Origin of the sequence: Shewanella sp. KT0246 (assembly GCF_019654955.1) — a bacterium.
Taxonomy (GTDB): Bacteria; Pseudomonadota; Gammaproteobacteria; order Enterobacterales; family Shewanellaceae; genus Shewanella; species Shewanella goraebulensis.
In genome coordinates, this window is sequence record NZ_BPEV01000010.1 from 1 (window position 1) to 23,076 (window position 23,076).

Genomic DNA, 23,076 nt, shown 5'->3' on the forward strand with positions numbered 1-23,076 from the left:
GCATATTCTTATAAAAAATTACGGCAATTGCGGAAAACCGCAGGTTTAATCAATAAAATTTAGAGTTATGATCAAGTTAACAGTTTTTAAGTAATAACCACCTTGTTTATTTCACTCGCAATAGAAGTAAGCAACAATTTTCGGCAAATAAAATGAATATATTTAAATTAGTATTATTAAGTGGATTACTCACTAGCAATATTTGTTATTCAACTGGTGCTTCACAAATTTTAAATGAAGCCATATCAATTACCGACAAAATAGCTGCTAAATATTCAGATGAAATACGTAATGAGTTTTATCAGTGCGATAGCAATGCCATGATCACTGTTACTGATAATCTAGCAACACTGCATACGGTCAAGTATTTTGGTACAACAATTAGTATTGACATATTTAATCTTCCACAGGGAACTGAAAAGCAAGTGCTGTGTAATGCATTAAATGTCATTCAAGAGTACCACTACCTAGCATCTAACTATTCCACCTATCCACATGTCACAAATATTAAGACAATTAACAACACACCTAATGTAGTGCACCATATCGACCCGCAACTTTCTCAATTGATTGCTTCTAGTATTGATTGGCACGAAAAAAGCCATGGTTACTTTAATATTGCCCTTTCTCCCGTTATTGACTTATGGCGTCAAAAGCGCTTTGAATGCGATAAAAATCAGGGGAAGGATTGTTCTATCCCAACTAAAAACGCATTAGACAATGCCTCACAGTTTACTGATATTAAACAAATAAATTATAATCCAGACAAGAAAACGATAGTAATCAAGCCAGGTATGAGCCTTGATTTAGGCGGTATAGCTAAAGGCTGGATGACCGAAAAAGTGTTTACTCAACTTAGACTAGATGGCGCAAGCCAATTTATGATTAATGCGGGTGGGAATATTAGACATTTAGGCTTACACCCTGAAAACCGTCAATTTGTAACCGCCATAGAAGACCCTCTATGTAAAAAGTCTCAATACCAATTGCCGCAATGTGCATCTTTTGAAGGTCAGTACCATGAGCTAATTACCGGACAAAATATCACCGTAGTTTCCAGTGGTAACTACTTGCGTTACTTTGAGGTCAACGGAAAACAATATCATCACTTAATTGATCCTAAAACTAATTATCCCAAACCTGAAGGGGTAGCAACCACGGTTGTTTTAAAAGGCAATCAAATATTTGCTGATGTACTTTCGACAACATTATTTTTAATGCCTTTAGAAGAAGCTATAGAATATGTCAATAATAACAGCTTTATTGAAGCTGTTTGGTATTTAGATGAAGAAGGAAATAAAATAAAGTCAGACAACTTTAATAGTGTGAGTAAATAACAGCTAAACCAAACCATTGCACACACATAAATAACAAATATAATCACACTGCATATATGAAGTTTTAATACCATTGCGGAAAACCGCAATGGTATTCATTATGTGTATTAGATCACTTTACTCTATAATTAAATCATTCTATTTTGTACTCTAGTACATAATAGAATGATTCTATTTAATTGGGTGATAAATGATTAAATCTTTTTATGCCACTTTAGCTATGTTGATGAGTCTTATAGCTTTCAGCGCTTTCGCGTTACCAGAAAGCACTAATGACAGCTCAGCTTTCACAAACACGACAACATCAACTTCTACCTTAGAGGCACCAAAAAAAATATTTAGAATTGGTGTGCTTAACTTTAACTCTCGAAATACTGTTTTAAATCGTTGGCAGCCCACACTTGATTATGTTGCGACTCAAACAAGCCTAAATCTTGTTTTAGTCCCCTTAACACCCAATGAAATGGTACAACAAGTTGCGAATGAGCAATTAGATTTCATTATTAGTAATGCCCTCATCACTGTCGCATTCAAAAAAGACTACGGAGTCAGTAATTTATTAAGCTTGTTACCGCAAAATAGTGACTATCCAGAGCATGCTATTGGCTCCAGTTTAATTACCCGTAAAGACAGTAATATTAAAAAAATACAAGACATCACCACTATGAGGGTCATTTCTACAGATCTTAATGCTTTTGGTGGTTTTCAGATTATGGCGGGCCAATTAATAGAACTAGGTATAAACCCACAGAAAGATATTGAACAGTTAAAATTTGTTGGTTTTCCGCAGCGAAAGTTACTGCAATACATAGTCGATAATCAAGCCGATGTCGCCATTTTACCAAGCTGTGTATTAGAGGCTGCGATACAAGATAACCCTCAACTTGCAGAACAGTTACAGGTAGTTTTTCCCCGAAGCTATTCAGACTATCATTGCCAAGTATCAAGTGAGTTATATCCTTATTATACTTTTTCAAAGGTGGGTAAAACCGACCATGAAACTGCCAAAATCATTGCTCAATCCTTATTGAGTATACAAAATTCAGATGAGGCAGCTTCTGCAGGTAAATACCAATACTGGACTGTTCCTGTGAAAGACAGCCATGTATTTGAATTATTGAAAAAACTGAAGCGATGGCCATTCGTCACCAACTGGACTCGGTTGCTGCAAGATGCAACTCCCTGGGCGATTGCCATTTTCATCGGACTATTTATAGGTTACTTACACCACTTACGAGTGAAGCAATTAGTCGTTAAGAGAACTCAAGCGCTACACGATGAGATGCTGGAGCACAAAGCCACACAAAAAGCATTATTTGAGCAACAACAACAATTTTATAGAGCTCAAAGGGTATTACTGACAGGTGAAATGGCTTCTGGGATTGCTCACGAACTTAATCAACCATTGGCAGGGATCCGCTACTTAACTCAAGGGTGTATTTACCGACTTGATGAGCAGCAAACTGAGCTTCACACAGCATTGAACAAAACCATTGAACAGGTTGACAGGGCGCAAAGCACAATCAAAAAATTTAGGCAATTCTGTCATCAGCCTAGCGTTTACCAGCAATGCTCTTTAACAGAGCTCATTAGCGATACGCTGAATCTAATGAAACCAGATTTTAATAGATTGAAACTACAACCTAAGCTATCTCTAGATAACGTTACCATTAATGCCGATGCTTCTCTTTTACAGCAAGTATTAGTTAACTTAATTCGTAACGCTTTAGATGCCATGGAAAATAGTCACTCCCCCCAGTTACTCATCAATGTCACTGAAGTAAATGAGCAAGCTCAACTGATTATCATGGATAATGGTATTGGGCTCAGCGAAGCTAAGTTAGAGCGATTGTTTTTTCCATTCGAAACATCAAAACCCCATGGTTTAGGGCTAGGCATGGTCGTATGTAAAAGAATCTGCGAAGAGCACGGTGGTAAAATTAAAGCAGTGAATAATATCGACGTTGCTGAATCAGCACATGATTATGGTATTAATGTGACTCAACATGCGATGCTATATTCAACAGGACTTACAATCATCATCAATATACCGATCCAAAGGCAAAATCATGTTTAATTTATTTCTGGTCGATGACGATCAAGATGTACTCGACTCGCTCAGTTGGATGCTCGATGGCTTAGGAATTAAAACTCACTGCTTCTCCTCTGCTGAAGCATTTTTAGAGCAAGTAGAATTAAGCCAAGCAGGTATTGTTATCTTGGATATTCAAATGCCAGGAAAAGACGGCATTGAACTGCTTCATGATATCAAACATTCTCAAAGTCCATTGAGTGTCATCATGCTAAGTGGTCATGGCACCATATCCATGGCAGTTCAGGCCATCCAACAAGGTGCAATAGACTTCATCGAAAAGCCTGTAGATGGGGACAAATTATTACAGCTTTTAAAACGCGCACAAAACGAAACTGAAACAGCATATAGTCACTTAAATCAACAAAGTGATATCAATCAAAGATTAGCCAGCCTAACTGCCCGTGAACACGAAGTTTTGCTTAAGGTTCTAGAAGGAAAATTAAATAAAGTGATAGCAGCTGAGCTGAATATTGCCCAGCGCACTATTGAATTGCACCGTCAAAAAGTCATGCAAAAAATGCAGGTGCATAATATTGCAGAACTTGCATTTATTATCGCTAAGTCAGAATCAATTCAATAAGTTAAATCGAGCTACTTTGGTGCTTCACTCATAATTGCATCTTCAATGAGTTGCTGTATTTGCTCGGGTTGATCAAGTGTTGCATCATGACCGCAGTGTCCAACTCGGAATAATTGCGTCTGATAAAACTTGGCTAGTGCCTCACTGCATTGCGGGTTAGCCAGTTTATCTTCATTCGCGCAAATCACACTTACAGGAATAGCATGTGTTGATGAGCAATGATAACGAGCCGCCGCTATAATTTGCCTTGCACCATTAATAATAGAAGTATGCTTTTCATCTCGCATCTTCCCCCAATCTCGAATAACGGTTTCATCATGGCCTTTAGTCATGGTGGTATAGCTTAAAACACTGGATTCAACCAAGCTTAAATTGGCCGCTTTATGACGCTGCCAAATGGATTTGAGCAAGGGCTTAAGTTGAAAACGTTGATACCAAGGTGAAAGATTTCCAGCACTCGAATTAATAAGCACTACATGCCGCACTTGGTGCTGTCTTTGGCGGGCCATCTCAATGGCTATCATGCCACCCATAGACACACCAACAATCACTAATTGGCTATCATAATGTTGTTTTTCGACTAATTCAGTATCTATTTGATTCCAAATATCTTGGCAGTAATTACCTATGGTTAACGGGCTAGCTTGCCCTAACAATACGCCATTGCCGCAGGCGTCAGGCGTAATCACATCTATGCCCGCTTGACGTAACTGTTCGTCAAAACCATACCAATGACGTTTATCCCGCATTAAGCCACGTAATAATACCCAAGTTGCCATGACACACCTCTGTGGTTTGCTGTTAAGTTAACTGCAATATACAAGTTATTAGTCTTATCACTTTCGCGCCCAATGCCGCTCGGCATCCACTTGTAAGCGGACTAATTGTTCAGTGTCGATGTTTTCTAAAACATTAGCATAAGCCGCTTCAATCAAGAACTGCATTAACACCACATGACGCCTTAAAATACGGTGATGCCGATGGGTTTTCTGCGGATTAAAATAACCAGAAAAGTTAAAAATTTGCCTTGGATTTTTCTTCACCCACGCCCAAGAACCCATTTCTAACGTCAATGGAATGAACGGTCTGTCACTTGGATTGGCCTTGGCTAGATAATCCCAAATGTCACCGTGGGTTTGATAATAGTGACTTTGCGGTGCAATTTTATAATGCCCATGATGCGGATAACCACGGTCGAACAATTGCTTTAAATGGTAGATATAGCCCATACCTTCAAACGGCTTTTTAGTATGAGCATAGGGAAACCATATATGGTCAGCTAAGCCAAAACCAGAGTGAGCATCTAATGCAGTGACACTAGTACTGGTTTTTTGTAACTCATGGACATAATCCACCAGCACCTTAGTTTCAGTCTCCATGCCGTTCTTACCTCGGTACCAAGGCAGTTTATTTGTTAATCGGTGACCGCCCACCAAAAAAGTTACTTTTTCTTCCGCATCGATAGGAGCATTGCGCATCAAATCAACATGATTACCATTACTGCGTGAGCCTTGTAAAAAGCCCACGGGGTTAGCCACTGGCACAAAGGATAGCCGCACTTCTTTTAATAAAGCTTGCAAATGCCTATCCCAAGGTAAGCGATTAAGTAAGCTACCTAAAAAAGACAACACGACTTGTGCGCCAATACGCTCTACCCCATGAACCCCACCTACAAATAACACCGTGGGGCAAGGCTTGTCTTGCTGGCCTAATTCAATTGCTGTGACAGATAATGATTCACCGCGGTAATGTAAATCAAGCAAGGATTGATGCCGAAACTTGCCTTGATGATGGGCAATCAACCGCTTAAGCGTATCAATTTCAAAACTATGCTCGAATGAAAATTTTCCCATTTCCTATGCCTACTTAACTTACTTTTGTCACCTTGGCATAAGGTTATTAAGGCAGTAATACAGCTTGATGACAAACACTGGCAGTCCGTTGAATGTTTCAAATAAAACAGGTGGTTAAATGACTCAAATCAGCGAGCAAAGTTACATTTCCCCCACAGTCAGCTATAGTTGATTGCCATAACAAATTAAATTCACTAAATATTTTCATTTAATTTTTGCAACAGAACTTTCCAAAAGGATTCAACATGAAGATGGATTTTGAAAAAATTCAAATGCTGTATAGCCTTGAAAAAAGCTTATTAAAAACTGAGCTTAAACATCAACGCAAAGCTGCTTTTTTACTGGCCATTGCCATGTCTTTTTTTGCCTTAACCGTATTAGCGCTGAATGTCGCTATTTATCTAAGCATTGCTGATTTAGGCATATATGCACAAAAAGCATGGTGGTTAGTGGCCTTGAACGGCACTTTTACGGTTATTCCTGGGTTATTGCTGCTTGCCCACTCAAATCATCAACCTGATGCCGCTGCTATGGAAATTAGGGATGCACTTGCTGACAGTCTCAAAACGGAACTCACGACCACTGCTGAAGATGTCACCATTACGGTCGAGCGAATGCAGCGCATTGGCAAAGATATTAAAGCCTTTAGTGAAGGAGGAATTGCTGCATTAGTTCCTATTGTTAAGCTGGCTTCAGAAGTGGTTGCGAGTAAAAAAGCCGATACGCCAAAGTAACACCTCAGCGCATACGACTAACTGCAATATGCACATGCGTTAGTAAGCGGCAATGTCATGATAGCTCTAGACTGTCATGTGCTTGCCGTTTACTGATGATGCTGGCGCGAATATGATCGTAAGCATAATTGTAAACATAGGCATAAATTGTGATAAACAAGGTCACACTGATATCAAGCCAAAAAGCCTCTATCACACTGATATCTAAAATATAGGCCATCACAGGAATGGTCAGTATCAATAGGCCGCTTTCAAACAAGGCAATTTGTATTATGCGCTGTTTTACGGTTCTCTTTTCACGAGCTCCAGTAAAGAAACGGTCAAATCCAAGATTAAATACAAAATTCCAGCCCATGGCGATAGTCGCAATAGCTATCATGGTTCCTGAAAGGGAAGCCAATTCATGTTCAGTAAACAACATCAATCCAATCACGGAACCAATAATGGCCAAAAACTCAAACAACACCGCATGAAACACACGCTCTAACGTAGACATATTAACCTCTGCTGATGCTATAGATTCGACTCTATAGCTGAAAACAAGCGAGATTATGGCAAGCTTAATCCATTAACAAAAGTTAACAGCCATCACGAATAGTGATACCTTAACAGGGTTGAGATAAAGATTGAGAGCGGGCAATGTATAGTTTCGAGCAACTAAGAATATTTATTACAGTATGTGAAACAGGGTCATTTTCAGCAGCTGCAAGAAAACTTAACCGAGCTCAATCAGGCATTAGCCAAGCGATCGCCAATTTAGAAATTAGTATCAATCAAACCTTATTTGACCGAAGTGGCAATATTCCAGAGCTGACATCTGAAGGTGAAGCCCTTTTACCTGTCGTAAAGGCATTGATGCTGCAACAAGTCCATTTAGAGCAAAAAATTGCCTCGCTTGAGCAGCAACATGAACATGAGTTAGTTATCGCCATTGAAGAAAGTCTAATTAGCCCTGCACTGCTGGCACAACTGGCATTGCTTGCTGATGAATTTCCTAACACCAATATTGAAATCATTGCCGAGTCCACCTTAGACATAGGCAAGCTAGTTGAAGAAGGCTGCGCGCATATTGGTATTGTGTATGCCGACGGAAAAATCCATCATCAAGTTGATTTTACTACCATTGGTTATACTCGATTTATCACAGTAGCAGCGCCAAACCACCCTCTTTCTAGTAAACCAAAAATTAAAGATATCGACCTGCGTCATCATCGCCAAGTCGTCTTGCGGGCAACCGCTGGTCAAGAGTTATGGTTTAGTAACGGTATTAGCTCTCAGCATTGGTATGCCAATAATCACACCATCATCAATGAATTAACTCAGCAAGGAGTGGGCTGGTCTATTTTGCCTGAAGAAATGGTAACCAGCCCCATTCAGGCGGGTAAGCTCATCAAACTCGATATCGATTACGAACCTAACGGTTGGATAAATACTGTCGATTGCTTGTCTAGTCGTCGCCATCCATTAGGTCCAGTTTATGAACGAGCTATGGTGCTGATTAAGGACTATATGAACCAGCAAAACTTACACAACAACTTCCAAATTGACCATTAAAATGCGCAATGCAAGGAGAATCGTATTAGGCACATCGATTATCCGCTACCGGCTTTTTAAGTAACTTACGCTGCAATGTGCGTCGATGCATACCCAGCACCCGAGCAGTTTCTGAGATATTACCGTTATTATTCACCAGCACCTGCTGAATATGTTCCCATTCTAGCCTTTTCGGACTTAATGGTTGCTCGGTAAATTCAGTTTGAGCTCTGTCTTCATCTTCAATTTGTGCATTTAATGCATTCATTAACGTCTGAGTATCAACAGGTTTTGCTAAATAATTATCCGCCCCTAATCTAATCGCTTCAACCGCCGTGGCAATGCTGGCATATCCGGTTAATAGTACCAATTTGACCTTAGGCAGTAACAGCCTTAATGGCTTAATTAATGTTAAGCCATTTTGCTCTGCAATCTTCATATCCAGTAAAATATGGCTTGGGTTAAACTGCCTTGCCATTAACAAGCCTTCGCTGGCATCGTCGCATTGAGCACACTCAAACCCTTGTTTAGTTAGCCTCCTTGCTAACGCTGCTGACAATGCTGCATCGTCTTCAATGATTAGTAATTTATTCATTTTGAGTTACCGGTAGCGTCACTGAGGCGATCATTCCGCCATTTGGGTGGACTCGTAAACTAAGTTGGCCACCTAAGCGCTCAAAGCTTGCATGGCTAAGTAACACACCAATCCCCATTCCTTTAGGGTTGTTAGCGATATTATTACCTAAATCTGTTAACTGATTTGGCTCCATACCACGGCCATAGTCTCTAATTGTAAAGCTGACACTGTTGGGTTCAACTGCTGACACAAACACACTGACCTTCGACGTTGATGTGTGCTCTAAACTTGCTCTAGCACCATTTTCAATTAACGCCAATATCGCTGGCAATAAGCTAGTATCAGCCTTAACTCTAGTTGCACTAGCCTCGCTTTCAGCCTCGATATTTAACTGAGTTTCAGGCATTAATAATTGCACTTGCTCTTGTGTATCGCGCACCAACTTTTCAACACTAAGTGAATAAGACTTTTGCTGACGAATAGATTCGGTAGCGAGTCGCAGTTCAGCCAATGTTGTCTCACAACGGATTAACGCTTGCTGCATTTCTGGCTCAATATCGTTAGCAACACCTTCTTCAGCTAATTCATCTACTAATAGCCTTAACGTTGATAACGGTGTGGCCATTTGGTGCGCCATTTGCGCTGATACTGTGCCAAGTGCTAATAGTTTCTCTTGGCGTAATTGTGCTTCACGAAGGTAGCTAAGCTGAGCATTTTTCTGACGGATACGTTTGGCAATATAGCCTACGGTTACCGTAAGCACTAAGGCAGAAATGACGAAATTAAACCACATGCCTAAGTAATGCGAACTCATGTCCATGCCATGATGACGAATTCGATTTTCAGGCATAGTAAACATCATCAAACTATACATTCCTGTTGATAATAAAGTCAGCACCCATGGAGCCCATCTCGGCAATGTCACAGCACCAATAGCAACTGGGAGCAATAACAATGACACAAAGGCATTCGTCGCACCGCCAGTATAAAATAGCCAGATCGCCCAAAATAACGTATCAAGCACTAATGTCATTAATAAAATTGAAGGGCGATTTATACATTGAAACCGAAAGCGATAACAACAAGCCACATAGACTAATTCGAGGATAAATACATAAGTGAGCCCAACTGGCGGACGGGTTAAATCAAACAGCTCTGTGCCAAAAAATATTAACCCTAACTTGAGCAACCAGTTGATTAGTCGTAATAAGGCGAGTTGTTCTTTATTCTTGCCCCAGCTGTTATCCCAGTTTTTATGTAATGATTTATCTAAACCTGATACTTTTGCAAACATTTTCAGTGATGCCTTAATCGAAAATAGCTTAAATATATTCAGTTATTTAATCACACTCTATAGATTTAAAACGCGCCCTCTACCACCTTATTGCAATGCCTTTTAAAAGCAGCGCTAAAAATTATTTCACGCTAACAGAACACTATAAAACAATGACATTTTCACAACTATAAACACTTGATTTATTATTGTGTTCAATGTTTTTTACTCATATAATCCCGCTCACAAAAATGAAACAAAAATCACACCCCAAACCAACAACTTATTAAGATATTTTATGACTAGAATTTCTAAGTTATTATTAACCATATTAAGTTTCTTAATGATGCTATATGTACTGTTGGTAATAAGCTTTAGCCAAGGTTTAGAAACAATTCATAGTGATAATTTTCACCATAAAATCACCTCCATCGATGTAAGCGATGTGGTTAATGCCAATGCTGGCTGGGAAACTTTGCTGTTTCTAGAAGGTGATATTGTAAAATCAGAACTTCATTACTTTGCTGTTTTAGAACGCACGGACCAGCACTTAAACGTGGTGCGCGTTAAAGATGTGTTTAGCGAGATGATGATGTTCAGTAATATGCCGTTATTGTTGATGGTGTTATTAGCTTATGCTATTCCATTTTATATTAAGTCTCGAATTGCCCGTAAAAACAATGCATCGCTAGATTTCATCAATAATGAAACCGACAAATTGCTGGCTAGTTTTAACATTCAATTACCTCCAAGTAAGCAGCCTAATACCCTGTCGCAGATAAGTATCGCCCTCAATGAGCTCAACAAACATGTAAAAGCCCAAAATATACAAACTCAGTTAAGTATTTATCAAGATAAGCTTACAGGTCTTATAGACAGGCATGCATATCTAGAACACCTTGAAAAACAACTGCAAAGAGCTGAAGAAGCCGGAACTAGACAAGCACTACTTTTCATTGACTTAGACGGCTTCAAACAAGTGAATGATTCATTTGGACACAGCTTTGGTGATGAAATCCTCATTCAGGTCGCTCATAGGCTCCAAACCGTTGTCCGTAATAACCAGCTCAGTAGAGTCAGCGAGTCATTTGAGTTAGAACTGAACTTATCCCGTTTAGGTGGTGATGAGTTTTCTATTTTTATTGAAAATATTCCCGATAATTTACGCGCTGTTGAAGTGTCGAAAAATGTCTTACAAGAAATCGAACGTGATTTTGTACTGGGCAATAAGGTGATTAAAATTGGTGCCAGTATTGGTATCGCCACTTTTCCTGATAGTGCATCAAATCCTAATACATTATTACAAATGGCCGATGTCGCCATGTACCGCGCCAAAACTGATGGCAGAGGTATCTTCCGTGTATATTCCCCTGAAATGGGCAGCAAAATTCGCCGTTTCCATTACCTTTTAGAGGAGATGCGTTTGGCTATCGCTAGCCAAAGCTTTACATTATCTTTCCAACCTATCGTCAATGTTGACGATTGCAGTATCGATTATTTTGAATCTTTAGTCCGCTGGAATCACCCCATTGAAGGCCCTATTTCACCTGTTGAATTTATTCCCATTGCAGAAGATTCAAACCTTATACTCGAATTAGGAAATTGGATTTTATTTGAAGCGTGCCGTCAAATGTCAGCTTGGTATAACGCCGGCATGAACAAAGTTAGAATGTCAGTTAACATCTCAGGTGTGCAGCTAAAGCATGTGCCTATTTACGACTGGGTAATGGACACCTTAACAAAAACAGGTTTACCACCGAATGCTCTACTTCTTGAAATCACCGAGTCCTGCTTATTTCACGCCTCAAACAAAATCATTGAAGATCTAGAAAATCTACGTAAACAAGGCGTACTTATTGCCATAGATGATTTTGGCACCGGTTTTAGTTCGTTATCAACACTTGCCAACTTACCTGTTGATATCATCAAAATTGATAAGCTATTTATCGACCAAGCAACCATCAACCCAAAATACGAAAAGATTTTAAATTCAATCAGTGATTTAGGTAAGACCCTTAACCTTAAAGTGGTTGCTGAAGGGGTAGAAGTCGCCTCACAGTTTGAACTGGTTAAAAACCTCGGTATCCATTGTGTACAGGGATATCTTATTAGCCGCCCTGAATCCTCATACGATGTGGGGTCAAACGTGATTAAAAAGAACTTAAATCATATTGCATTAACTGGCACAGGGGTTTGTACACCTTCAAAATAACCCCTTTCAATCTTATTGAATCACTGAAGTAGCATCACTAGGTTTAAGCTTATCAGCCTAAACTCTTCCACAAAAAAGGACTGCCTAAGCAGTCCTTTATTCACACTAAGTTAATAGGCAATAATTATTGCGCTACCGCCTTACGTTTATTATGCATAATGATAAGGCCGACTAAACAAACAATGCCGACTGCGATACCAACTGGTTGGCTCATCGACTGTGGCAAGCCTAAGCCAATACCGGCAGTCATGATGTATGACACAGTTACACAAGTACCAATAATTGCCGGTAAACTCACAATCCAATGGAAGCTACCGCGGTCAAATAAATACTTAGTTGCTAACCACAATACACTGGTTGAAAGCAGCATGTTTGAGAATGCAAAGTAACGCCAGATAAGAGAGAAATCAATCTTAGTCATGAAGTAAGCGATAATCAAAATTGGAATTGCCACTAACAAACGGTTACGCATATTTTGTGGAATATTAAACGCATCAATGATGGTTAAACGCAATGAACGGAACGCAGTATCACCTGAAGTAATCGGGAAAATAGCTACTGCAATAATCGCCATAATACCACCAGCGACACCTAAGTAAGTGCTCGCCACTTGATTAACAACTAATCCAGGGCCGCCGGCATCAAGAATACTCTTAAGCTCAACGTAACCACCTGGGAAGGCTGCAATACCGGCTAATGCCCAAACACAAGCCACAATACCTTCTGACATCATTGCGCCATAGTACACAGGGCGAACGTATTTTTCGTTAGTTAAACAACGAGCCATAATTGGCGCTTGTGTAGAGTGGAAACCACTGATTGCACCACAGGTAATAGTCACAAATAGTAATGGCCAAACTGGCAATCCGTCAGGATTAGGCTCAAGTAAATCATTGTTGTAATGACTGTGGTCGAAATAGGCAAAAATATCACCCATTTCCGGCAATTGCGGTGCACTGATAAGTAGAGCAACTGCAATTGAAGTGGTCATCACAATCATTAATAAACCAAATAATGGATATAATTTAGTGATAATTTTATCGATAGGCAGCAAGGTTGCTAAGAAGTAGTAACCTAAAATCAATAACACCCAGAATACGTTGTTGGCAAAAATAGTGCCTTCAAAATAATCAAGGTTACTTAATAGTCCAGCTGGACTCATGATAAATACAACACCCACGAAGAACAGTAACATCGCGGTGAAAATCAGCATCACACCTTTAAAGTAAATATTAAAATAGTGACCTGCAATTTCGGGCAAACTCTTACCGTCATTTTTAATACTCAGTACACCAGAGAAATAATCGTGTACAGCGCCGCCGATAATATTACCTAGCACAATCCATACTAAGGCGATTGGACCATACAAAGCGCCCAAAATAGGACCAAAGATTGGACCTACACCAGCAACGTTTAGAAATTGAATAAGGTACGCTTTTACAGGATGGACTTCGACATAGTCTACCCCATCTTCGAAACGTTTTTGGGGTGTTTTTACGTTGGGGTCAATGCCCGCTTGGCGTTCTACAAAAGGGCTGTAGAACTTGTAAGCGAGGATTAACAACGCAATACAAATAAAGAAAATTAACATTTTTTATAGTCATCCATACTTTGTAGGGTATTTGAATAGCATTGAGTGTCATTCACTTAGTGGGTTAGGTCAAGGTGCTAGGTGTTATACCAAAGTAGGGGTTGCCAGCCTCAAACCACTATTGCAGGAGGGATGTTAAATAAGTGTAAACCCTTAAAAGCCGTTTTATTTTGGCCACTATAGAAACAGCAGAGATATAAACTAGATTGATTGATTTTATTAGTCATTTTAACAACTTGCATAAATATTCAGCTAAACAAAAACGAAAAATGTTAATACAAAATACTTTCAAAACAGTAAGTTTTGTCACTGAGATACAAATTTACAAGCCTGTTAATAGATGTTCAAAAATGAGAGGTAAGCTCATACTTTAAAGAGTGTAAATATCACTAATCTCTTACAGTTCTCCCTCGAGCCATACATGAAATAAATGTTCATGACTGAATAAGTCTTGATTAAGTCATTCCAAATCGCCATCAAATTTTAATACCTGAATTATTCACATCAAGATTCCTTGTAAAAATCATCGATAAATGAAAAAGCTACCGATCTCAAACCTAACTTACCAATTTCAATTTAGGTAATATATTTCAGTTAACCCATTTATTTTTAGCTAATACTTATATAGATAGATGAAAAAAGTATAAGAATTAATCAGACCAACAACTAAAATTTGACTATAGATATATTCAAGTAAATACAAAAGCTTAATGAGGCTTGTATTACAAACAAGATTTTGGTGTCAAAATAATATTACCAATTTACATTATTTACACACAGATTAGTTTTACAAATTGGTAATACGATCATATAACCAATAGCACCTAATGCTTCAAATAGTGTATTACATTACTGAGGTCATTTTATGTATTAGGCAGCAACAGCTTATTCAGTTGCCATTCACTAGTCATAGAATGATCAGATCAAACTGCTGAGATAAAGCAGTCGATCTTGCTGAATAAGTTGTTAACTCAAATGGGGAAACGACCTAAGGTATAAAAATGATAAAACATCATAAAAAGCATAAACTTGCTTCTATTCTAGCAACCGCTCTCACCACCAGCTTAACCAGCGGTTTCATCAATGCTGAAACTATCAATATTACAAACCCTAGTTTCGAAAATAGCTTTGAGGGCTGGACTGATATTGATCCTTCGTCAGTATCGGGTGTGGCTTATCAAGGCAGTAAGTCTGCAAAAATATCAGGCAGTAACGGTAGAGTTGAGCAAAGCCTCACTATCGATAGCAACACTACGTACACTTTAACTGCCTACGTTGTAGGTGGAGGTAAGCTAGGAGTATCGGGCAGCGGTCTTAACGAATCAATCAACATCAGTAGCAGCGATTGGCAACAGGCCAGCGTATCATTTAATAGTGGCTCAGCAATTAGCGTTACCATATATGGGGAATACTTTGGTAATGAAGGTCGTTTTGACTCTTTCGAACTCACAACATCATCTGACACAACTGAACCTTCTGAGCCAACTACACCTGTCACTTGTACAGGCAGTAGCGCCCTATCCGTTGTAGCCGCAACAGATAACGGCACTAATGATGGTCACGGTCCGAGCAATACCATTGATAACAGCTACGATACTGAATCTCGTTGGTCATCTAATGGAGAAGGTAAAACCATTACTTATGACCTAGGCGTTCAGTCTGAAGTGAAATCAGTGTCTGTTGCTTGGTTTAAAGGCAATGAGCGTGCATCGTACTTTGATATGGAAACCTCAGCAGATGGTAGCAGTTGGACATCAGTCCTATCCTCAGGTCAATCAAGTGGCAGTAATGCAGGGCTAGAAGAGTACGATGTAACGGATACCAGTGCTCAGTTAGTTAGAATAACGGGTTACGGTAATTCATCTAATACTTGGAATAGTATTGTTGAAACCAAAATTAATGGTTGCTCAGATGGTTCTGCACCAACTGATCCTACAGATCCAACTGAACCTAGTAATCCTATCGGTAACTTAGATCCTGACTTACCACCATCCGGAAATTTCGAACTAGTGGATTGGACCCTAGGTGTCCCTGTTGATGAAAACAATGATGGAAAATCTGACACAATCAAAGAAATAGAGTTATCGAGTGGCTATAACCGTTCTCCATATTTCTTTACTGCTGCAGATGGTGGCATGGTATTTAGATGCCCTATTGATGCCCCAAAAACTTCAACCAATACCAGCTACGCCCGTACTGAGTTACGTGAAATGTTACGCCGCGGAGATACCAGTTATAGCACTCAAGGTGTGGGGGGCAACAACTGGGTATTTAGTAGCGCACCTTCATCAGATCAAAATGCTGCTGGCGGTGTTGATGGCACCCTAGAAGCGACACTCGCCGTTAACTATGTCACCACCACAGGTGATAGTAGCCAAGTGGGACGTGTGATTGTCGGTCAAATTCATGCTAACGATGATGAGCCATTACGTCTTTACTACCGTAAACTGCCATCTAACAGTAAAGGATCAATTTATATCGCTCATGAACCCATTACAGGATCGGAACAATACTATGAAATGATTGGGTCTCGTAGCAGCTCAGCTTCAGATCCTGCCGATGGTATCAGCCTTGATGAAAAGTTCAGTTACCAAGTCAAAGTAGTGGGTAATACATTAACCGTAACGATCATGCGCGAAGGTAAGGCTGATGTTGTTGAAGAAGTGAATATGAGTGGCAGTTCTTATGATGCAGGCGATCAATACATGTACTTCAAAGCAGGTGTTTATAACCAAAATAATACCGGTGACGCAGATGATTATGTTCAAGCAACATTTTATAAATTGAGCAATAAGCATAATGGCTATGCCTATTAATCGATGACTGTCTAAAAGCTGACTCATTAAGAAAACGAGCATATAGAAAGGCAAAACTCGCTTAACAATACCAACGCTCTGTCCTCCCTGGCTTCGAACGTTCGTATTACTACTTTCTTCAATGAGTCAAGCTTACTTATTCACAGTCATAGTCTTATCATCAAAGCCGACAAGATCATTTGTTGGCTTTTATTACATTCACGCCTCAAGAAAACGCAAAAAGACGATGTTTGATATACACTTATTGGTAACATCAACATTGGTGTCAGCATCAACAATACTCAAACGTTCAGCTTGGTCAACGTTTTAGCCGATCCACATCGCAAAATGAAATAATTTCACCAGACGAGATCACTAACATTTTCTCAACATGATAAAGTAAAATGTAACAGCCGCACACAATGCGCCATGAAGTAATTCGTGCATATATAGACTGTCGGAGATGAAATATTGAGAACACATTTACCTTTTTTAATGCCTCTAGTGATTTTGTCACCAATGACTTATGCCGCAGGCTCCCTCGATGATTTAGATTTAGAGTCACTGATGGCGATGGACATTCAAGTGACATCTGCAATGAAACGATCTCAATCCGCATTTGACACTGCCACCTCAATTTATGTCCTCAGTAAAGAACGAATTACCCACTCTGGCGCAACCTCTATTCCAGAAGCATTAAAAATGGTACCCGGCCTAGTTGTACGTCAACTTGATAACAATCAGTGGGCAATTTCAGCGCGCGGAGTTGCATCAAGATTCTCCAGTAAAATGTTAGTCATGATTGATGGTCAAAGCCTTTACACGCCACAGTTTTCCGCGGTGTACTGGGAAACGTTAAACGTACCGCTTTATGATATTGAACGCATTGAAGTCATTCGTGGCCAAGGTGGACAGCTTTGGAGCAGTAACGCCAACAATGGTGTGATTAATATCATTACCAAAAACAGTTTAGATACACGAGGCTTATATGCTGATGCCGCCAGTGGCAGCCAAGTTAATATTGATGCAAATATTCGTTATGGCAATGACATCAGTGATATAGGCAGCTATCGGGTTTATGGTCATGTAAAAGATGGTGACGCATCTGAAAAAGGCTTGGTACTAGAGCCTAATGATGTCACTCAGCAGTACTCGTTTGGTGGGAGGATGGATTTTTCAACCAGCGACCATTGGTCAGGTTTCGTGCAAGGCGATATAACTGAATCAAAATTGGGGCAAAATTATCGTGGTGTGATTGATGACACTAACCGAAACATCACTTTTACCGACAAACTAGAGCGAACAGACTCACGGGTCATGGCGCGACTTGAAAACAGAATGTCGGACTCAGCGAATCAAATGCTACAAGTATCCTGGCTTAATCAATCTGGCTCGCAAACTTACCTACAAGAAGAGTTCGAATCATTTGATGTCGACTATCAGATGAACTTTATTTATCAAGCATTACAACTCGATTGGGGTTTAAATTACCGCTACAGTACCATTTCTTTTGAAGACAGTTTATTCCTGCATAGCGACAAAGAGTTCGATAATCTGCAGCAATATGGTGGCTTTATACAAGCTCAGTTTGCTCTTATTCCAGAGGAGCTTGACCTTGTTCTCGGCACAAGAGCCGAGCACAATGACTTAACTGATTGGGAATACCAACCATTAGCAAGATTATTATGGAAACCGCAAGAGAACCAAGTGCTATGGAGCGCAGTATCTCAAAGCGTTCGTATTCCATCTTTAATTGAATTTAATGACAATTACGCGATTAATGGTCAAAAAGTCAGTGAGGTTTTGCCTTTTTCTACAGGCATAGAAGCGATTGATGAATACCATATTAAAACCTATTTAAACGGTAACGATGACGTTGAAGCTGAAACATCGTTATCTTACGAGTTAGGTTATCGATTATCACAGCAATCATGGAACCTTGATGTCTCGCTGTATCATACCGAGGCTGAAGACGTTGCCGTTATTGATATCAACCCTAATGTTGAACAGTTTTACCCGGCCCTTGCCCTATTTCAATCAGGTCAATTACAGCAAGCATTACAAGCCTTAACGCAAACGACAATTCAATTTGATATTGTGTCGACTGCCGACCTAACAACCCAAGGTGGCGATATCGTTTTATCTTGGGTACCTGCAGATATGTTTAACGCTGAACTTGGTTATAGCTATAACACCTTTGAGTACGACCTCCCTGAAAATACGTTTCCGGCCATTGGCAGAGACTCTACGACTCGACAGATTTTTGCTAAAGCCGATGTTCACCTATTTGACAGCCATAATATCTTTGCCACTGTCAGAGTAGAAAATAGCGATGCATACCTTACGGAAAACTACACCTTGTTAGATTTAACCTGGAATTGGGCAGTAAGTCAGCATTGGGGAGTATCAGTCACCGGGAAGAATTTATTTGCTGGTAGTCATCTTGAATATGCAAACCGACAAGAAACCTACACAATCCCCAACTACATAGATGAAAGCGTGCTGTTCAAAGTCACAGCTAATTTTTAAATGAATTAATGCATAAAATCACTCAGCTTCTGCATGTATTACTATTCTCATTTTTGCTATTAACTAGCCAAAGTGCAGCTGCTGCTGAGCAAGAATACGCACTTAAAGCGGGCTTTTTATATAATTTTGCCCGTTACGGTGAATGGCATGACAGCGCATTAAGTCCTGATAAATTTGTCATATGTAGCCCTGATGCATCATTTACAAAAACCGCCAAGTCAGTATTAAACCAACGCTCAGTCGATAAACGTCCGATTACTATTCGACATATTCAATTTGAATTAGAGCAAGTGAATCAATGCCAATTACTTTTCATTTCATCTGCGTCGCTTTCTGATTGGTTAAGCTGGCAAAAACAGCAAGACTATATTGCTGAAAACACAATGGTTGTGGGCGAATCAAAGGGGTTAATTGAGGCAGGCGGACATATTCGTTTTTTCATTGCTAGCGGTAAAGTCAGGTTTGAAGTCTCCCCGCAGCAATTACAGCAATCCGGCATCACTATGAGTTCTAAAGTACTGCGACTTGGTCGCGTGCTGGAAAGGTGATGTGATGACTAAATTATTCTCAATGAACACCATCAGCAAAAAGTTACTCATGATTTTAATGGGGGTGTCTTTCGCCTCCGTTATCACAGTCACTTTTGTGTTCAGTGCTTACGAATTAACAAGCGCAAAACGAGAACAAATTGATGGGCTAAGTACATTAGCTAAGATGATGTCTCCTAATATTACTGCCGCGGTATTATTTGATGATCAAGATGCCATCAATGAATTAATTACACCTATCTTGCTTCGTGGTGACATTGTTTCAGTGACTGTGACCGATAACCAAGGTAACGTCATTGCTTTTGTCAGCCAAGAAACCGATGACTCCAATAGCATACTCAGCACTGCGCTAAATGTGACACAAATTAGTAATGCGCTGACCTTAGATGGACAAGAATATGGCCAAATTCAAATATTAGCCGATGACAGCTACATCAACACCCGAGTGAAGTTTTACGGTCAGTTTATTATTATTTTATTGATATTCGCACTCGGGATCAGTTTTTCAATATCGTTAATTTTACGTCGACGCTTTTTAAGCCCCATTTTACATCTAGCCACCATTGCAGAGCGAGTGTCTGACTCTAACGACTATAGCTTACGCGCAAAGGAGCTATCCGATGACGAGGTCGGAAAATTAAGCTCGCACTTTAACGACATGCTTGAAACCATTGAACAACGGGACAAACGCCTAGAAAGCCAAGTAAAAAGTCGCACTGAAGAGCTTGAAAGCGCCAATGAAAAGTTACACCAATATGCTTATCAAGATGGCTTAACAGACCTACCTAATCGCCGTTATTTTTATGAGAAACTTCAGTCCTTAATTGACACTGACAATATGATTTTCGCATTAATCTTTATTGACCTTGATGGCTTTAAAGAGATTAACGATACCCTTGGCCATGACTATGGCGACTTACTATTACAGCAAGTAGCTAAACGCTTGAAAAACTGTGTAAGAGGCCATGACACTGTCGCTCGCCTAGGTGGCGATGAATTCACATTAATTGTTGAAGGCATCAATGATCAGCGCCGCGCTAGCGAAATTGCAGAGGTCATAAAAAACAGCTTAGTGAAGCCAATCACCATTAAAGATGAGCAGGTTTATATTACCAGCAGTATCGGATTAACCTTCTATCCAAACGATGGGGAAACCATAGAAGATGTGGTCAAACATGCTGATCAGGCCATGTATTTATCAAAAAATAAAGGACGTAATCGCTATGAGTTTTTCTCGTTCGCCATGGAAGAACAAGCGCTTGCTAAAAGACGATTAACAGAGGAATTAAGACAAGCTGTAAAAGAAGAGCAATTTCTATTAATGTATCAGCCTATCCTTGATATTAATGGTTCTATAGTCAAAAAAGTCGAAGCCTTAATCCGCTGGCAGCACCCTAAACTAGGCACAATAGAACCCGATGATTTTATTCCTCTAGCTGAAGAAAACGGCTTAATAGTCGACATAGGCAATTGGGTGCGTAAACAAGCCATTGCCGATGCAATTGAGTTTTATCAAACCAGCGGAAACGTCATTCAAATTAGTGTCAATACATCCCCTATCGAGATAGATCGTTCTGGCACCTGGATTGACCAATGGATATTAGACTGTAACAAGTCCAAGCTACCCCATGGCTCGTTTCTCATTGAAGTCACTGAAAATACCTTAATGACACCGGACTCATCAATAAAGCAGCAATTAAAGCTACTCAATAACAACGGCATCAAAGTCGCTATTGACGATTTTGGCATAGGTTATTCGTCGTTAGCCTATTTACAAGAACTCGATATCGACATCATTAAAATTGATCGTTCTTTTATCACCAACATCACCACCAATGAGAGCAGCGCAGCCTTAGTCAGAGCGATCACGACAATGGCACATAACATAGGTGTTAAAGTCGTCGCCGAGGGCATTGAAACGCCTGCTCAGCAACAGTTATTAAAACAACTGTCATGTGATTATCTACAAGGGTTTATGTTTTCAAAACCGCTCACTAAAGCAGAATTCTATCGCCTATATGTAAAAGGCAGTGAAGATATCGTTTCATCTAGCAACAGCATTTCATCCCACTAAACAGCTTCCCTGCCATCGCAGTAATGGGAATGTTAATTGACAAACCACAGCGTCATCACGGTATACACAGGGATCCCAATCATCACATTAAACGGAAACGTAATCCCCAAAGAGGCACTAATAGATAAACTATGATTTGCTTGTGGCAATGCGACTCGCATCGCAGCGGGTACGGCAATATATGACGCGCTTGCCCCCAAGACAGCAATTAAAATCGCCCCGCCACTTGAAAGCCCCATCAACACACCTAAACCACAACCTAACACGCCGCCAATGAGCGGCATTGCCATGCTATAGGCTAAAATAAAGCTTCCAGCTCGCTTAATATCTTCTAAACGACTTGCTGCAACCATGCCCATCTCCAGTAAAAACAATGCCAACACACCATTAAATAAACTAAAAAATACTGGTGTAATTGATTTAATCTCATCGGCGGCCACAAACCCAATCACTAAACTGCCCACCATCAATACTATCCCTTGATTGAAAAACATTTCATGTAATAAGGCCTTACTAGCGTGTTTATCATTTTCCTCTTGGGCTATTGAATTTTTCTGCTTAAATAAACTCGGTTTAGCCAGCATAATACCCACCACAATTGCAGGCATTTCGAGTAGGACGACAAATAAAGGGATGTAAGCTTCATAGCGTATTTGCTGACTTTCTAAATACGCTACGGCGACAGCATATGTGCCTACACTCACCGAGCCATAATGTGCAGCGATTGATGCGGCGTCATGACGTTCAAACAAACCGATATAATACAAAATAGCAAAGGCTATAAACGGTAGTATCAAGCCAAAAGCTAATATGTATAAAGACTGGGTAAACAATGTCCATGACGCGTGCTCAGCCAATGCCACGCCCCCTTTTAAGCCAATGGCAATCATTAAAAACAGCATTAAGGCTTGATAGAAACTTTTAGGAAAAGCGATTTTGGTTCCTGACAAGACAGCAAAAACACCCAGCAGGAAAAAACCAATGTTAATTAACATAATTCGTTTTTATCCTTTATAACAGACTGAACTAAATCAGGTGTCTTTAGCTTCACTCGGTCTAAATACGCAGTAAAAAAGCTCAATAGAAACAAGCCTAACCCAGCAGCTATTAATCCTAGACCAACAGCGTCTGATTTTGCGACCCAAGCGCCAAGCAACATCATTAATACTGCCACCACCACACAAAACACCCATTGCCTATCCATCATGTTCACCTCTGCTCAATGATATTTATGACGGCATTATGACAACAGAATTAAATAGATATAAATTGATATTACCTATAGGTTAAATAGACTATTATCTATATTGTTTTTTCAAGTAAGCTCACAAAGTAAATTGAATCG

At 39.8% G+C, this 23,076-nt stretch carries 18 protein-coding genes; 10 read left to right on the forward strand and 8 right to left on the reverse strand.

What is annotated here, in order from left to right; all coding sequences use genetic code 11:
- Nucleotides 1-152 precede the first annotated feature (152 nt).
- The 3 genes from K5Q58_RS06415 to K5Q58_RS06425 all read left to right on the forward strand — a co-directional run bounded on the left by K5Q58_RS06415 (nt 153) and on the right by K5Q58_RS06425 (nt 4,012).
- Nucleotides 153-1,337 carry an FAD:protein FMN transferase gene (locus K5Q58_RS06415; RefSeq protein ID WP_220753135.1) on the forward strand — a complete coding sequence of 395 codons (1,185 nt, stop codon included), beginning with the start codon at nt 153-155 and terminating at the stop codon, nt 1,335-1,337.
- 190 nt (nt 1,338-1,527) lie between these two features.
- Nucleotides 1,528-3,414, forward strand: a complete 1,887-nt coding sequence (locus K5Q58_RS06420) for a PhnD/SsuA/transferrin family substrate-binding protein (RefSeq protein WP_259651261.1) — start codon at nt 1,528-1,530, stop codon at nt 3,412-3,414.
- Nucleotides 3,407-4,012, forward strand: coding sequence for a response regulator transcription factor (locus tag K5Q58_RS06425; RefSeq protein ID WP_192022217.1), 606 nt, complete (start codon nt 3,407-3,409; stop codon nt 4,010-4,012). The genes K5Q58_RS06420 and K5Q58_RS06425 overlap by 8 nt, the downstream gene beginning before the upstream one ends.
- Nucleotides 4,013-4,023: 11 nt before the next feature.
- Here the strand turns inward: K5Q58_RS06425 and K5Q58_RS06430 are convergent, their stop codons facing one another.
- Together K5Q58_RS06430 and K5Q58_RS06435 are read right to left on the reverse strand one after the other, a co-directional pair.
- Nucleotides 4,024-4,791 (reverse strand): alpha/beta fold hydrolase, encoded by a 768-nt coding sequence (locus K5Q58_RS06430; RefSeq protein WP_220753136.1) that lies wholly within the window; start codon nt 4,789-4,791, stop codon nt 4,024-4,026.
- Nucleotides 4,792-4,848: 57 nt separating this feature from the next.
- Nucleotides 4,849-5,865: a M14 family zinc carboxypeptidase gene (locus K5Q58_RS06435; RefSeq protein WP_220753137.1), complete on the reverse strand. Its 1,017-nt coding sequence runs from the start codon at nt 5,863-5,865 to the stop codon at nt 4,849-4,851.
- A gap of 245 nt (nt 5,866-6,110) precedes the next feature.
- Between K5Q58_RS06435 and K5Q58_RS06440 the strand changes: the two genes are divergently transcribed.
- A complete protein-coding gene (locus K5Q58_RS06440) occupies nt 6,111-6,599 on the forward strand; it encodes a hypothetical protein (RefSeq protein ID WP_220753138.1) in 489 nt (162 codons plus the stop codon).
- A 55-nt stretch (nt 6,600-6,654) separates the two neighbouring features.
- On the opposite strand, the gene K5Q58_RS06445 is transcribed toward K5Q58_RS06440, so the two are convergent.
- Nucleotides 6,655-7,095: a PACE efflux transporter gene (locus K5Q58_RS06445; RefSeq protein ID WP_220753139.1), complete on the reverse strand. Its 441-nt coding sequence runs from the start codon at nt 7,093-7,095 to the stop codon at nt 6,655-6,657.
- Between the two features lie 143 nt (nt 7,096-7,238).
- Between K5Q58_RS06445 and K5Q58_RS06450 the strand changes: the two genes are divergently transcribed.
- Nucleotides 7,239-8,153 carry a LysR family transcriptional regulator gene (locus K5Q58_RS06450; protein ID WP_220753140.1) on the forward strand — a complete coding sequence of 305 codons (915 nt, stop codon included), beginning with the start codon at nt 7,239-7,241 and terminating at the stop codon, nt 8,151-8,153.
- Between the two features lie 25 nt (nt 8,154-8,178).
- On the opposite strand, the gene K5Q58_RS06455 is transcribed toward K5Q58_RS06450, so the two are convergent.
- A complete protein-coding gene (locus K5Q58_RS06455; RefSeq protein WP_220753141.1) occupies nt 8,179-8,727 on the reverse strand; it encodes a response regulator transcription factor in 549 nt (182 codons plus the stop codon).
- The gene (locus tag K5Q58_RS06460) at nt 8,720-10,003 is read right to left on the reverse strand and encodes a sensor histidine kinase KdpD (RefSeq protein WP_220753142.1); all 1,284 of its coding nucleotides are present in this window, start codon (nt 10,001-10,003) and stop codon (nt 8,720-8,722) included. The genes K5Q58_RS06455 and K5Q58_RS06460 overlap by 8 nt, the downstream gene beginning before the upstream one ends.
- Before the next feature lie 277 nt (nt 10,004-10,280).
- Between K5Q58_RS06460 and K5Q58_RS06465 the strand changes: the two genes are divergently transcribed.
- On the forward strand, nt 10,281-12,194 hold the full coding sequence (locus K5Q58_RS06465; protein ID WP_220753143.1) for a bifunctional diguanylate cyclase/phosphodiesterase: 1,914 nt from the start codon (nt 10,281-10,283) through the stop codon (nt 12,192-12,194).
- Nucleotides 12,195-12,318: 124 nt separating this feature from the next.
- On the opposite strand, the gene K5Q58_RS06470 is transcribed toward K5Q58_RS06465, so the two are convergent.
- Nucleotides 12,319-13,785, reverse strand: a complete 1,467-nt coding sequence (locus K5Q58_RS06470; protein ID WP_220753144.1) for a carbon starvation protein A — start codon at nt 13,783-13,785, stop codon at nt 12,319-12,321.
- A 1,001-nt stretch (nt 13,786-14,786) separates the two neighbouring features.
- Here K5Q58_RS06470 and K5Q58_RS06475 point away from each other — a divergent pair.
- The 4 genes from K5Q58_RS06475 to K5Q58_RS06490 all read left to right on the forward strand — a co-directional run bounded on the left by K5Q58_RS06475 (nt 14,787) and on the right by K5Q58_RS06490 (nt 21,731).
- Nucleotides 14,787-16,601, forward strand: coding sequence for a polysaccharide lyase family 7 protein (locus tag K5Q58_RS06475; protein WP_220753145.1), 1,815 nt, complete (start codon nt 14,787-14,789; stop codon nt 16,599-16,601).
- A 474-nt stretch (nt 16,602-17,075) separates the two neighbouring features.
- Complete coding sequence (locus K5Q58_RS06480; RefSeq protein ID WP_220753214.1) at nt 17,076-19,109, forward strand: TonB-dependent siderophore receptor; 2,034 nt, start codon at nt 17,076-17,078, stop codon at nt 19,107-19,109.
- 8 nt (nt 19,110-19,117) lie between these two features.
- On the forward strand, nt 19,118-19,657 hold the full coding sequence (locus K5Q58_RS06485) for a YfiR family protein (RefSeq protein ID WP_220753146.1): 540 nt from the start codon (nt 19,118-19,120) through the stop codon (nt 19,655-19,657).
- A gap of 4 nt (nt 19,658-19,661) precedes the next feature.
- Nucleotides 19,662-21,731, forward strand: coding sequence for a bifunctional diguanylate cyclase/phosphodiesterase (locus K5Q58_RS06490; protein ID WP_220753147.1), 2,070 nt, complete (start codon nt 19,662-19,664; stop codon nt 21,729-21,731).
- A gap of 32 nt (nt 21,732-21,763) precedes the next feature.
- On the opposite strand, the gene K5Q58_RS06495 is transcribed toward K5Q58_RS06490, so the two are convergent.
- Together K5Q58_RS06495 and K5Q58_RS06500 are read right to left on the reverse strand one after the other, a co-directional pair.
- Complete coding sequence (locus tag K5Q58_RS06495) at nt 21,764-22,726, reverse strand: sodium-dependent bicarbonate transport family permease (RefSeq protein WP_220753148.1); 963 nt, start codon at nt 22,724-22,726, stop codon at nt 21,764-21,766.
- Nucleotides 22,720-22,935 carry a hypothetical protein gene (locus tag K5Q58_RS06500; protein WP_220753149.1) on the reverse strand — a complete coding sequence of 72 codons (216 nt, stop codon included), beginning with the start codon at nt 22,933-22,935 and terminating at the stop codon, nt 22,720-22,722. The genes K5Q58_RS06495 and K5Q58_RS06500 overlap by 7 nt, the downstream gene beginning before the upstream one ends.
- Nucleotides 22,936-23,076 lie beyond the last annotated feature (141 nt).

Excerpts from the sequence above, each read along its gene's own strand:
- K5Q58_RS06415 (WP_220753135.1), top strand. The coding sequence starts at position 153 with ATGAATATATTTAAATTAGTATTATTAAGTGGATTACTCACTAGCAAT.
- K5Q58_RS06420 (WP_259651261.1), top strand. The coding sequence starts at position 1,528 with ATGATTAAATCTTTTTATGCCACTTTAGCTATGTTGATGAGTCTTATA.
- K5Q58_RS06425 (WP_192022217.1), top strand. The coding sequence starts at position 3,407 with ATGTTTAATTTATTTCTGGTCGATGACGATCAAGATGTACTCGACTCG.
- K5Q58_RS06430 (WP_220753136.1), bottom strand. The coding sequence starts at position 4,791 with ATGGCAACTTGGGTATTATTACGTGGCTTAATGCGGGATAAACGTCAT.
- K5Q58_RS06435 (WP_220753137.1), bottom strand. The coding sequence starts at position 5,865 with ATGGGAAAATTTTCATTCGAGCATAGTTTTGAAATTGATACGCTTAAG.
- K5Q58_RS06440 (WP_220753138.1), top strand. The coding sequence starts at position 6,111 with ATGAAGATGGATTTTGAAAAAATTCAAATGCTGTATAGCCTTGAAAAA.
- K5Q58_RS06445 (WP_220753139.1), bottom strand. The coding sequence starts at position 7,095 with ATGTCTACGTTAGAGCGTGTGTTTCATGCGGTGTTGTTTGAGTTTTTG.
- K5Q58_RS06450 (WP_220753140.1), top strand. The coding sequence starts at position 7,239 with ATGTATAGTTTCGAGCAACTAAGAATATTTATTACAGTATGTGAAACA.
- K5Q58_RS06455 (WP_220753141.1), bottom strand. The coding sequence starts at position 8,727 with ATGAATAAATTACTAATCATTGAAGACGATGCAGCATTGTCAGCAGCG.
- K5Q58_RS06460 (WP_220753142.1), bottom strand. The coding sequence starts at position 10,003 with ATGTTTGCAAAAGTATCAGGTTTAGATAAATCATTACATAAAAACTGG.
- K5Q58_RS06465 (WP_220753143.1), top strand. The coding sequence starts at position 10,281 with ATGACTAGAATTTCTAAGTTATTATTAACCATATTAAGTTTCTTAATG.
- K5Q58_RS06470 (WP_220753144.1), bottom strand. The coding sequence starts at position 13,785 with ATGTTAATTTTCTTTATTTGTATTGCGTTGTTAATCCTCGCTTACAAG.
- K5Q58_RS06475 (WP_220753145.1), top strand. The coding sequence starts at position 14,787 with ATGATAAAACATCATAAAAAGCATAAACTTGCTTCTATTCTAGCAACC.
- K5Q58_RS06480 (WP_220753214.1), top strand. The coding sequence starts at position 17,076 with ATGCCTCTAGTGATTTTGTCACCAATGACTTATGCCGCAGGCTCCCTC.
- K5Q58_RS06485 (WP_220753146.1), top strand. The coding sequence starts at position 19,118 with ATGCATAAAATCACTCAGCTTCTGCATGTATTACTATTCTCATTTTTG.
- K5Q58_RS06490 (WP_220753147.1), top strand. The coding sequence starts at position 19,662 with ATGACTAAATTATTCTCAATGAACACCATCAGCAAAAAGTTACTCATG.
- K5Q58_RS06495 (WP_220753148.1), bottom strand. The coding sequence starts at position 22,726 with ATGTTAATTAACATTGGTTTTTTCCTGCTGGGTGTTTTTGCTGTCTTG.
- K5Q58_RS06500 (WP_220753149.1), bottom strand. The coding sequence starts at position 22,935 with ATGGATAGGCAATGGGTGTTTTGTGTGGTGGTGGCAGTATTAATGATG.